This is a genomic window from Sphaerospermopsis sp. FACHB-1194 (genome assembly GCF_014696235.1).
Taxonomy (GTDB): Bacteria; Cyanobacteriota; Cyanobacteriia; order Cyanobacteriales; family Nostocaceae; genus Sphaerospermopsis; species Sphaerospermopsis kisseleviana.
Genome location: NZ_JACJPU010000016.1, coordinates 83,079 through 95,088, shown reverse-complemented (window position 1 = coordinate 95,088; position 12,010 = coordinate 83,079). Strand labels below are relative to the sequence as shown.

The following is a 12,010-nucleotide window of genomic DNA, read 5'->3' as shown; positions in this document are numbered from 1 at the left end:
TCAAGATGAGTGTTCTCACCACTTTAAGTGGGTAAGGTCACGGGCAGAACACCCGTTTATAGGCTCTATGTGGAAGTACAGTAATGTATGTAGCAGAGGGGTACTAATAGACCGAGGGCTTGACCTCATCATTATTTTTTGGTTTCGCGTTACTTGCAGTCTTCAGGGTTTTGTCATGTTAAAACTCAGATTTCAAATTTTCTTATTTTTGACTTTTGACTTTTGACTTTTGACTTCCCAAAGGATTTTCCTGGTGTCTATGGCGCGGTGGAACCACACTGATCCCTTCCCGAACTCAGAGGTGAAACGCTGCTGCGGCGACGATAGTTGAGGGGTTGCCCTCTGTCACAATAGCTCGATGCCAGGGCTATATTTCAAATAAAAACCCCCTCTATTTATTTAGAGGGGGTTTTGTTTTTGGTGGTTTACCTACCTAAGATAACTTCAGTTCTCCACCGGGAGAACCATAAAAAATCACCCATGTAGCAAAATCTTCAGTAAAGTTCGTGAACCGATGATCAACTCCAGCTGGTACAAAAATTACATCATGGGGTTGAAAAGAATGTTCTTTACCATTTTGTTCAAAAAAACCACTGCCGGAAATCACAATGTATAATTCATCCTGAGCGTGAGCAATTTGCCTGTCCTCTTCCTGGGGCGCATAGTAACGTAATTTCATACTGCCATGAGAGAAAACCAGGGCTGAAAGTTCTTCAGGGAGCAACTGCTTTTTACGGGCGAACTCAGATGTGAAATGATGTGATGTGCTTGTGGGTAGGAACAATTTCAGATCTCCAAGTTTGATATTGATCTAAACCAGTTTGGATTTTTGAATTTTCTCAAGAGTGGCTATACTGTTTGTAGTGTATGGGGCAAGCATTGTGCAATGCTAGACCGAGTCAAGGGTTGAAACTGCTCAAAGGGTTGCTGATTCAAGCTTAAGCAGCAGTCCTCAAGAAATTCTGTAACTAAGGGAATTTTAGAAGTTGCTAGTTGTGACCAAATACAACTGGTAAGCTCCGGCATGATGGGATAACCCAACAGAGCTAGCCCCTTTAGCCACCAGTACGCTGCAGTTGGTGAGTCCTCAATGTTAGCAGCATACTTAATCCATTCTAACAACTGCTCGGCGATCGCAACTGCATGGAGATGATTATCCGAGATTGCCTGGTCTTGTTGAATGTAAAAATCCGCAATGGCGGAGATAAGCATATTCATTGTATCCTCAAACTGATAATCTAACCGTGATTTCACAGAACGCAATGTAGTAAATGCTAGAGTCAATTTGGGATTGAGTTGTTCCACCAGAATCCGATTATATAATGACAAAAATGCTTCTATATCAAAGTTCTTATCAGGAACATCAGGTTGATTTAGTGATAAGTAAAGTCGTACACCATCACTATTGGCAGGAGTTTTGGTAACAATATCAGAAGCCCATATCACGTGCCGCCGACTAGTAGAAAACTTTTGACCTTCTAAATTAAAAAAGTAGTTAATTAAAAATCCATCATCAGCTTTATAATCGTCCAATCCTTTTGCTATTAAATTTTTGCCAAAGGCTTGAGCGAGTACGTTATCAATGCCGAAACTACAAATAATTTTCACAGAAGAAGACTTGCGATAAGGATTCTCGTGTTTGCCAGTCAGTGACGCATATAAATCTCCGTGCATCAGATTATAAATATATTCGGTCATAAAGCTGGCAATAGCTCTTTTTTCACCTCCTAAATCAATATCAATTCCCCAATCAAAGTGATGAGTCAGTTTAAACCATCCATCCTGTTTCTCGATGTGTTTTTGGATAATTAAACGTACTGATTCAGACAAATGATATCGATCAAAATCGGATAACGTTAACGGAATGTTAGAAGTATTTAAACAAAGTTGACGTACCGGACGAAATTTAACCGTCTCCCCTGCCACAGAAACCTGATTTAAAATTGCATCAGGATAAAAATATCCCCCACAACCCTCACAGGAAAAACCTCCCATACCTGCACCACATTCTGGACAGGTTCCTGATACAGCATAATCTGGTAAAAAGCGATTTTCACGTTCAGAATAAGGGGAGTATTCATCAATCGAATGGATGACACCCTTAGCCTCCAGAACAGCAAAAATTTCTCTATGTTTTTGCTCATAATGATCACACCATTCAGGATCTAGTGGATTAGTAAAAACATCATGGAGGATATTCATAGCTTGTAAATCCTCTTTAATTAGAGAGTGATTCTCTGTGGCTACCTCCGCCGGGTGAGAAACTTCAATTTCGGCACGACGAACAACATAGGAATTATAGGCATCAATCCCGAAAATAGTTGCTGTTGAATGACCTTGACGACGGCGATGGCGTGCGACTATGTCTGCACTTAAGTAAGGACCAGAAATATGTCCTAAATGCAGTCTTCCATTGGCAGCAGGATTAGAGGGAACAAACAAGTAATCCTGGGTTTGAATAGGAGTTTGAAAAATCGTTTTCATGTCCAAAATTTAATCAATCAAAAATTAAGTTCGGGTCTTGTTTTTAGTTGTAAATAACCTGAAATAGCCGATTAGCAAATTATAAGCAACCAGATAAGATACAGATTTATCTGCTCTTAATAGCTATTTTGTGTATAATTACTAGTTGGTATTAATTTTGTTAATGCCATACGAGCGATCGCCGGAGCAAGACGAACTCCGCGACCATTTCCACCAGTAGCAATAAAAACTTTTGAAAGGCGATTATGTGGTATTATTACTGGTTCAGAATTGGAACTGTAACAATCACAAAAAACATCTCGATCATCATAGTAATCAAGTAAATTCGGCGCATAGCGTTCAAGAATTCTACGCCCATTGCGTCGATCCGCATCGGAAATCAGCAGTTTTTGATCTGGTTGAATATCCCACTCATCGGAACGAATACTAAACAAAAATTGCTCATCAGTAGGCAGTAAGAAAGCATCTTCTTTTGGAAAAAAGATCACTGGACAATTACCAGGTGGAGACACATCAAGCCGCATTGTGACAATTTTCTTGTTACGACAGCTGACCTCAACACTGGATCGCGTCATCTGGTGGAACAGTGACCAAGGTCCTAAAGCCAATAATACCTGTTCTGCTTTAATACCAAAGACTCTATTTGTATTCAACCATAATTTGTCCTCTGGCATGATTTGTACGGACTCAACGCTTGTATACTTAAAACAATTAACGTTGGCAAATGTCCGTAATTTTCCAACTAAAGATTTAATTAATCCTAGTGGTTCTATATGCAGGACATCACCACCATAGAGCAGTCTATGGGCATTTGTTAACTGAGAGAGTGGTAGGGAGAAGCGGGGATCATCTGGCTTAACTTCAGTAATTGTACGAGTTGTATGAAGGATGGGATCTGAAGAATCGCCAACATAAATGATTGGTAATTGGCGAATGGGTAAAGTAGGATTCTCCCTGGCTAAATTAAGATAAAACCTGTCACTTTCACTGGACAACTCCCCTACCAAAACTGTGCTGGCGAGGGTACTAGATAGTGCCGCAGCATACTGTGAAGCACCTAAACCAAATTCACCTCGTTCTACTAAAGCTATTCTTATATTGGGATAGGTGATCGCTGCTTGATAAGCTGTCAAAACTCCAATAATTCCCCCGCCAACAATGCACAAATCATATCCAGGATCAGCAGTTTGTTCAGCAGAGAGTTCTTGAACCTTCATTTGGTCCACCAACAGCAGTAAATTACCAAATCTTCCTGACCAGTATTTGTCACCTGATGGGATTCTTGGGAATCATAAAAAAGGTAGTCACCTTCAGAAATTTCTAATGGCTTTTGATTGTAGTATAAAATACCCTTACCTCTACCTACAATCCATACTTCACGCACATCATGACAATCAGTAACTGAGGTTGCCCCGGGTTTAACAATAAACTGACCAGTCAAGAAAGGTGCGACATCATTTCCATCGCGTTTGAGTTCAGCATCAAAAAAGCGGACTCCCTGAGCATTAGACCAAGTTGAAACGTAAGGAAGCTTGGGAAACTCAACAGCTTGATTGAGTTTGTCTGTAGGAACATCTGGCAGTAATTGTTTTTCCTGTGCTTTAATCATGATCGTAGTTCAAAATGAATTAAGAATGAATTAAGTGAGTTTGTGATTACATCGGAGAAATTTCAATTTCTAGCTGAGAGACAAGGCGATCGAAGATGTGACTGAGATTTTCTTCCAGGGGACATTCAGCAATCACATAAGCAATCTTGTACTGTTCATAAGCTTCCGTTGGGGGACGCATGATGCTACCAACTCCAGCAATCTGTGTAAAGTCTCTTGTATTAGGATGTTCGCAGATTTTTTCTAAACCATTGAGGCGAGTAATCTTCCCAGGACTTGGTGGAGCAATCACCCGTGAACCTACACGGCGTGTAAAAGTTTGTGTGTAATCTTGCTGTTCAAGAGGAACACGCTTACCCTGAATCACATAATCTAGTAACAGCCGATAGGGTTGAATTTCACCAGAAGATGCCATTGGTATTAAGTGAGAATTAATACACTCTCCACCTGGTCTAGCCCCGATTTCAAGAATCCGTAATCCATGGGAAGTCACCATAAAATCAATATGAAAACCTCGCCAATTAATACCTGTAGACTTCATCACAGCATATGCCATTTCCCTGACTTCGTCCTGAATTTCGGGTGCAAGAGTTGAAGGTAATACATTTTCGTACTGTAACTGTAGTCCTAAATCAATACGTTTATCGATAATTGCAAACAAATATATTTCACCATCAACTACCATTCCGGCGATAGAATGTTCACTACCGATAAGCATTTCTTCAAGTAAGTCACATTCTCGGTACTTAGCGTATAATCCCCCCTGTGAAGGTGCGTTGTAGTTATAAAAATGCTCCCAAATATCCGCTAGATTTTCAGGCGATCGCACAGCTACAATCCCACGCCCACCCGAATTACCCGCAGGTTTTAATAGAGAAGGTGTACCAATCTTGTTGATTGCATCTTCAAATGAAGCTAAATCCACAACACAAGCGTATTTCGGATTATACTTACCCCCAAGCTCCTCAAGCAATTGTCTGGTTGCTGACTTGTTCCGAGCGAATCGATTTGCTGCGAGTTCACAAGTAGGAAGATTTAACTTAGCTGTGAGATGACTAGTTAATTCCTCTTCTCGATCTTGCCAACCAATTACACCACAGATAGTCAGATTTTGCTCATTAATATAATTAAGGATACAATCAGTAGAGGTTTCGTAATCGCTTAAGGGAGCATAAATATTGTGTGAAAAGCCGTAAGATTGAAACAGTGCTGGGGTATCAGAAGCCATGATAATTTCATAGCCCCCTTCTCTAGCAGTGGCGATTTCTGCAATGCGTTCCAGAGTTAATGCCCGTGTCCCTAAAAACAAAACCAGAGGTTTAGATGCAGATTTAGATAAATTTGTCTGAGGAGTTAACATTTATTTACCAAGGGCGAAAAAGCAACTGTGTAGAAGCAAGAACAACTCACAAAAGTTCACAGCTTAAGCGGACAGCCTCTCTATAATCTCGTAGGCAAGGGTTTGATGTGCATGATCAGACTGAAGTTCCCAGTCAATTAAGCCATCGTATTGAGAGCGTGGATACACCATACGACCTACAAGACTATTAACAATAGTGGCACTCCGCCATGCCATCAAACTCAAATTCGGATCGGCAACTCCCCGTTGTAATCGTGAGCAGTTTTGAGTGTATATCCGATTACTATCTGAACGATCCCATTTAACAGAAAAGTCAGGATTAATTACAGGCTGTCCTTCTCTCCACTCCAAACGATGGCTGAGAGACTTCAAGTAGTCAGGGATACGATACTCAAAACCCGTTGCCAAGATGATCACATCAGAATTTATTTGTACGCTCTCCAATTGACTACGTATAATTAAATGCCAACTGTTATAATCTGGTCGTAATTCCCACAATCGTGCATTAGGAATCAGTTTAGCAATGTTGGGAGATTGTTCCAGAAACTCCAGTTGGTATAATCGCTGATAAATTGAACTTAGCAAGCTTTCAGTAATACCATCGCTAGCAAGTGTTTGTTCTGCCACTAAAGTTTTTTGAACTTGTTGCGGTAATCCATAAAAGTAGTCGCTATAACGGGGTACAAAATATTCATTGGTAAAGGGTGAATCGTCAATTGGCAAGAAGTTCGGACGGGAAGATATCCAGTATAATTTCTTTGGCAGAGCATGAGAATTGGAGAGTAACTCAGAAACAATTTCGGCTCCACTTTGTCCACCGCCAATCACTGTTACTCGTTTACCAGGGAACTGAATTTTCTTCTGTAAATAGTGGATAGAGTGAAAAACATCATCTCCTAAGTGTGGGCGAGCGCAATCAGGGACTTTGGGCGTTAAGCCTGTACCTAGAGCCAGGTGGGTTGTAGCTATAGTTTTTTCTGATGTGTGAACAATAAATTGCTGGTTTGTATCATTAAACTCGATAGTCTCTACCTTCTGGTTGAAGTTGAGGTGAGGAATCGACTGACTTACCCAGCGTAGGTATTGATCAAATTCCTTGCGCTTCACACTGGAAAAACGAGCTGTGAGAAACCGATATAGCCGACCACGTTCAGCAAGAAAGCACAAAAAAGAGTAGGGATTGGATGGATCAACCAGTGTAACTAGGTCTTTGAGAAAAGAATTCTGAAGATTTGCATCGGGAAACAACATACCCGAATGCCAAGACAATTCCCTGCGGCCATCAAAAAATTCAAAATCAATATACTTGACTTTGTGGTAGAGTAGGGCAGCAAGACTCAGGTTAGAAGGACCGATACCAATGCCACAGAGATCAATGGTGTCTCTATCAGTCCCCGATTGTTTGTACATGAATTAAAGCACCTTATCTGAAACACAGGAATTTTTGTAATTACTTCGTACAGCAGTTTATAAACATAATCGTGGGATGCCGACATGAAAATTGCTGTAATTGTGAGTAATGACTAACAGTTGACACGGTTTTCGGTAAAATCTTGAGATTATTAGAGATACCGAACAAATTGATTATTTTCATCAACTAAGATGGCTTTCGGTTCTAAAGTTTTTGCTGACAGTTGAAACCCGATAATAATAATCTCATGACCAACTTTAATCAGATGAGCAGCAGCGCCATTGATACAAATAGTTCCAGATTCTCGTTTCCCTGGAATTGTGTATGTCTCCAGTCTTGCGCCATTTGTATTGCTTACAATCATAACTTTTTCCCCTGGTAAAATACCACTCTTTTCCATGAGTAATTCGTCAATTGTAATGCTGCCAATGTAACTAACATCAGCTTCTGTCACTGTAGCTTTATGAATTTTAGAACTCATAAACCAACGCATACCAACCACTGGTGGATGAGAAGAATCAGTTAAACTATTCTTGAAATGCGCTGCTACATCGCTCTCATTTTTACTGGCGTTAATATTCGTGTTTTGTAACATGAGGTCTAACAGGTTTTGCTGGTCTTTATAACTCATACTGATATGGGATAAAGCGTATTGATTATCCCCAACCTAATTTATACAATTAATTTAATTTACATAAATCACAATTGAGGAACATGAAAAAATTTCATATTTTTGAATTACTGTTTACTATAATACAATTTGCCTTTTTGGAAAATTTATGCATAATTTCTTTAGATTTATAGGTATAGGTAAGAGCATCTTAACAATCCTTTGCCAAATTAACTTTACGTGAGTTGCCTACCCAGAGGACGATTCATGCATATTTGAGTAGAATTTGCCATCTCAAATGAATGACAACAGCTAAACTTCATCAACTAAGAACAAAAGTTGGTTAGATGAGATTATTGTCTACTTTAAATAACCTTTTTAACTCGATGCACTTGTATAAAACCGCAAAGCAAACCGCCAAAACCAAGTAGAAACAAAAAATAACACCACCGCTAAAAATACAGCACCCATGAACCAACTTAACTGACTTTCACCTAACATTGCTTGCGCGGGAACTGTTGTTAAAAATGCAACTGGAACTACAAAGGTAAAGAAAACTCGATAAGCTGCGGGATAAGCTACAATCGGATATCTACCCGCTTCTAATAAACCTCTTAATACTTCAGTAACGTTGTATATTTTCACAAACCATATACTTGTAGAACCTAACATAAACCATAGGCTGTAAAGAATGACTAAACCGCAACCTAAAGGAAATATACTCAATAAATAATCATCTATTCCTAAACCCAGGCGTTTACCTGCATAACCAATGATGATACAACCAAAGATTAAATCTGGTAATCCCCAGGGTGATAGGGTGTGAGTTGAAAGCCAAAATTGACTGCGGATGGGTTTTAATAATACAAAGTCTAATGTCCCTTCTTGCACATGACGAACTATGCGGTTTAAGTTGGGAGCTAGGAATGTAGCTGAAAAACCTTGCAAGAGGGTGAAAATTCCTAAAACTATTAAAGCTGCATCCCAAGACCAGCCGGGAAAGGTGTAACCTGTGCGATAAAATAAGAATAAGCCAAAAATACTACCCGCAAGATTGCCTAAGCTGCTCAAGGTAGCTATGATGAAGTTGAGACGATACTCCATCTCTGCCGAAATGGCTGCACTCCAAAAAAGTCTGATTACTTTTAGGTATCTTTGCATTTTTTTGTTTAACCCACATTCCGCGCTTCATCTAAGATAACTTTATCTCAACTTCATACTGTTTTTTAATTTTATTGATTGCATAAGGTTAAGATGTTGGATGCAACTTCTCTGTTATGTCTGATTTTATGCACGTTGTTTGATGGCAATTTTGCCTTTGATCTCAGAAAATAGGAACAATCAAGGTTAAGATTTCTCTCTTAGGAACTATAAAAGCTCTTATGGCTAAACTGTCTAACGAATTACAACGCTATTTTTTTGAAGAAGAACGTCCTGAAAAGGTAACTTTGGCAGATATTTTGTTACTAGCTGGGGAAAGAATTTTTGGGTTTTTGTTGGTTATTTTGTCTTTACCTTCTGCTTTACCAGTTCCTGCACCTGGTTATTCAACGCCTTTTGGTGTGCTGATTTTTTTGTTGGCGGTACAGTTTGTTGCAGGTGCTAAAACTCCTTGGCTACCTGCTAAAATGCTAAACCATCAAATTCAACTTTCTACCGTTCAGGGGTTTCTGAAAGCGGGACTGCCTTGGTTGCGAAGAATTGAAGCGATCGCTCGTCCCCGTCTCTCCTATATTTGTACCACATTACCAGGTAGAGTAACTATTGGGGTGGCGATCGCTCTCATGGCTATTTCTATGATGATTCCCATCCCTGGTACTAATACTTTACCAGCAATGGGCATTTTTGTGACTGCTTTTGGTTTGTCTGAGGATGATAGTGCTATTAGTTTAGGTGGTTTAGTTCTGTGTTTAATGGGGGGAATTTTAACCACTTCTATTTTACTAGCTTTGGTCTGGGGTGGTTCTAGTTTATTGGATGTGATCAAAGCTTGGTTAGGTAGGTAGGTGACTGGGGACTGGTGACTGGTGACTGGTGACTGGGGACTGGTGACTGGTGACTGGTGACTGGTGACTGGTGACTGGTGACTGGTGACTGGTGACTGGTGACTGGTGACTGGTGACTGGGGACTGGTGACTGGGAGGATGAATAACCCAATAACTAATAACTAATGACTAATGACTAATGACTAAAAATCGTTCTAATTATTGGTTACTTTTACCCTATATCCGCAAACAATGGGAAACTATTTCTAAGGGATTTGTGGGTATTATAGGCTATGTTTTAGCTACGTTAACGCTAATTAATCTTGCAGGTAAATTAGCAGTTCCCTTTGGACAGGGTAATGTAGTGGCGATCGCTCAATTAACGGGATTTTGTGCTTTAGTATTTCTTGTGCGGGGGTTTTTTCAATCTGTACAAGATTTATATATGGCTAAGGCAGCTTTAAGGGTTGCTTTTTATCTCCGTCAACAGGTTTATACCCACTTACAAAAACTCAATCTCAGTTATTTTGAAACTGCAAAAGCTGGAGATTTATCTTATAGGTTAACAGAAGATGTAGACCGAGTTGGGGAAGTTGTAAATAAGGTGTTTCATGATTTGATTCCCTGTGTTTTACAACTAATTGCTATTCCCATTTACATGATTTATTTAAATTGGCAACTTACCCTAGCTACGGTAATTGTAGCGCCAATTATGGGAATTTTAATTGGTTGGTTTGGGGAACGTTTACGCAAATTTTCGCTCAAAAGTCAAAACCGAATTTCTGATTTATCAGCTATTTTAACAGAAGTTTTTAGTGGGATTCGTTTAATTCAAGCTTTTGCAGCAGAAACTTACGAAATTAATAGATTTAGTCATGAAGCAGAAAGAACTTTAAAAGCTAAATATTCCGCCGAAAGATTAAAAGCAATACAAATTCCCATTGTCGGTTTTTTAGAAGCTGTCAGTGCTTTATCTTTGTTGATGGTGGGAGCTTGGCAAATTTCCCAAAATAATTTAACGGTAGGTGAATTTTTCAGTTATTTAGCAGCAGCAGCTTTGCTAATTGATCCTATCGGTCATACTACCAATAATTATAATGAATTTAAACAAGGTGAGGCTTCTGTTGATCGGGTTTTTGAGTTATTAGCTATTCAACCGACGGTATTAGAAAACCCAATTTCTATTACCCTTCCTGATGTGAATGGTAAAGTTGAATATCGTGATGTAAGTTTTTCTTATAAACCTGGTGAACTGGTATTAAATAATATTAGCTTATTAGTAAATCCAGGAGAAGCTATTGCACTTGTCGGTGCTTCTGGTGCGGGAAAAACTACATTTGTGAATTTATTACCAAGGTTTTATGATCCTGAATCTGGGGATATTTTTATAGATGATGTTAATATTAAAGATGTAACATTAAATAGTTTAAGAAAACAAATTGGTATTGTTCCCCAAGAAACAATTATGTTTTCAGGAACTATCGCTCAAAATATTGCTTTTGGACAAGAAAACTTTGAGATGACAGCAGTCGAAGAAGCTGCAAAAATCGCTAACGCTCATCAATTTATTATGCAATTACCCGCAGGTTATCAAACTTGGGTAGGTGAGAGAGGTGTAAACTTATCAGGAGGACAAAGACAGAGAATAGCGATCGCCCGTGCTGTACTCTTAAATCCGCAAATTTTGATACTGGATGAAGCAACATCAGCCTTAGATTCCGAGTCAGAAGCCTTAGTACAGGAGGCTTTAGAAAGATTAATGGAAAATCGCACGGTGTTAATTATTGCCCATAGATTATCAACAGTGAGAAAATGCGATCGCATATTAGTCTTAGAAAAAGGGCAAATTGTCGAATCAGGAAATCATGAAGAATTGTTAGCATTAGAAGGAAGATATGCGCGGTTTTATGCACAACAATTTAGTTAAGTTTACTTGATTTGCGCTAGATTGAACCCGATCCAAAGCTTGATATCCATGAGAATACAAGCCTTGGGTGCAAATATTCCCTATCAATTTTTGTTGATGTTACCTTATGCGATCGTAATTTTGGCATTACAGCTATTTTCAGGTAAATAAACCACATTTTGATTTAGGTTTCGCTTCAAAAATGTAGGGGCGTTCGCGAAGCGTGCTGGAAGCATCAGCATTCGGACAATTAATTATCGGTTTTTACCTAAGACTATCATCCGAATGCTTCGCCCTGACTGTGGTCTAAAGACATGAAAACTGCTGTAGTCAGCAAGGAAACAGGAGCGCCCTTGGGGAAGTCAAAAGTCAAAAGTCAAAAGTGGCGAGTTAGGAAGCAAACAACAGATCCATTATTCCCAGTCACTAGTCACCAGTCACCTAGCCTACCAAACCAACACTGTTGACAGTAGCTAATATGACAACAGTACATGGAAACTATAGATTACCTTGATAGAGTAAGACCGCAAACTTTTTCAACATAAACACCCCATACTAGATATAATTTCCTATAAGTTGAAAAAACTCTTAAGATTAGCGTAAACATTACGCCTGTCTAAAACTGATTAGCTGACAAACACATTA

The 12,010-nt window shown here is 39.3% G+C and carries 12 protein-coding genes, 2 rRNA genes and 1 pseudogene; 6 read left to right on the top strand and 9 right to left on the bottom strand.

Annotated features, from left to right (window positions below):
- A 23S ribosomal RNA gene (locus tag H6F45_RS11845) occupies positions 1-127 on the top strand; the annotation flags it as partial.
- 122 nt (positions 128-249) lie between these two features.
- A 5S ribosomal RNA gene (gene rrf, locus H6F45_RS11840) occupies positions 250-367 on the top strand.
- Positions 368-433: 66 nt separating this feature from the next.
- Here rrf and H6F45_RS11835 read toward each other — a convergent pair.
- The 8 genes from H6F45_RS11835 to H6F45_RS11800 form a co-directional block, all read right to left on the bottom strand.
- Positions 434-784: a cupin domain-containing protein gene (locus H6F45_RS11835; protein ID WP_199301804.1), complete on the bottom strand. Its 351-nt coding sequence runs from the start codon at positions 782-784 to the stop codon at positions 434-436.
- Between the two features lie 65 nt (positions 785-849).
- Complete coding sequence (locus tag H6F45_RS11830) at positions 850-2,484, bottom strand: class I tRNA ligase family protein (RefSeq protein ID WP_190347269.1); 1,635 nt, start codon at positions 2,482-2,484, stop codon at positions 850-852.
- A 116-nt stretch (positions 2,485-2,600) separates the two neighbouring features.
- A complete protein-coding gene (locus H6F45_RS11825) occupies positions 2,601-3,701 on the bottom strand; it encodes an FAD-binding oxidoreductase (protein ID WP_190347268.1) in 1,101 nt (366 codons plus the stop codon).
- Positions 3,698-4,093, bottom strand: coding sequence for a cupin domain-containing protein (locus tag H6F45_RS11820; protein ID WP_190347267.1), 396 nt, complete (start codon positions 4,091-4,093; stop codon positions 3,698-3,700). The genes H6F45_RS11825 and H6F45_RS11820 overlap by 4 nt, the downstream gene beginning before the upstream one ends.
- Before the next feature lie 46 nt (positions 4,094-4,139).
- A complete protein-coding gene (locus H6F45_RS11815; protein ID WP_190347266.1) occupies positions 4,140-5,453 on the bottom strand; it encodes an ATP-grasp domain-containing protein in 1,314 nt (437 codons plus the stop codon).
- Between the two features lie 63 nt (positions 5,454-5,516).
- Positions 5,517-6,863 (bottom strand): SidA/IucD/PvdA family monooxygenase, encoded by a 1,347-nt coding sequence (locus H6F45_RS11810; RefSeq protein ID WP_190347265.1) that lies wholly within the window; start codon positions 6,861-6,863, stop codon positions 5,517-5,519.
- A gap of 152 nt (positions 6,864-7,015) precedes the next feature.
- On the bottom strand, positions 7,016-7,495 hold the full coding sequence (gene panD, locus H6F45_RS11805; protein WP_228020468.1) for an aspartate 1-decarboxylase: 480 nt from the start codon (positions 7,493-7,495) through the stop codon (positions 7,016-7,018).
- Between the two features lie 357 nt (positions 7,496-7,852).
- Positions 7,853-8,635, bottom strand: a complete 783-nt coding sequence (locus H6F45_RS11800; RefSeq protein ID WP_137669210.1) for an ABC transporter permease — start codon at positions 8,633-8,635, stop codon at positions 7,853-7,855.
- 221 nt (positions 8,636-8,856) lie between these two features.
- On the opposite strand from H6F45_RS11800, the gene H6F45_RS11795 reads away from it, so the two are divergent.
- Positions 8,857-9,480: an exopolysaccharide biosynthesis protein gene (locus H6F45_RS11795; RefSeq protein ID WP_190347264.1), complete on the top strand. Its 624-nt coding sequence runs from the start codon at positions 8,857-8,859 to the stop codon at positions 9,478-9,480.
- On the opposite strand, the gene H6F45_RS11790 is transcribed toward H6F45_RS11795, so the two are convergent.
- Positions 9,458-9,631, bottom strand: coding sequence for a hypothetical protein (locus H6F45_RS11790; protein WP_190347263.1), 174 nt, complete (start codon positions 9,629-9,631; stop codon positions 9,458-9,460). The genes H6F45_RS11795 and H6F45_RS11790 overlap by 23 nt on opposite strands.
- A gap of 27 nt (positions 9,632-9,658) precedes the next feature.
- On the opposite strand from H6F45_RS11790, the gene H6F45_RS11785 reads away from it, so the two are divergent.
- The 3 genes and pseudogenes from H6F45_RS11785 (at position 9,659) to H6F45_RS11775 (ending at position 11,832) form a co-directional block, all read left to right on the top strand.
- Positions 9,659-11,386, top strand: coding sequence for an ABC transporter ATP-binding protein (locus tag H6F45_RS11785; RefSeq protein WP_137668442.1), 1,728 nt, complete (start codon positions 9,659-9,661; stop codon positions 11,384-11,386).
- A 42-nt stretch (positions 11,387-11,428) separates the two neighbouring features.
- Positions 11,429-11,536, top strand: a pseudogene (locus H6F45_RS11780) (ABC transporter permease); the annotation flags it as partial.
- A 143-nt stretch (positions 11,537-11,679) separates the two neighbouring features.
- Positions 11,680-11,832 (top strand): hypothetical protein, encoded by a 153-nt coding sequence (locus tag H6F45_RS11775; protein ID WP_162501917.1) that lies wholly within the window; start codon positions 11,680-11,682, stop codon positions 11,830-11,832.
- Positions 11,833-12,010 lie beyond the last annotated feature (178 nt).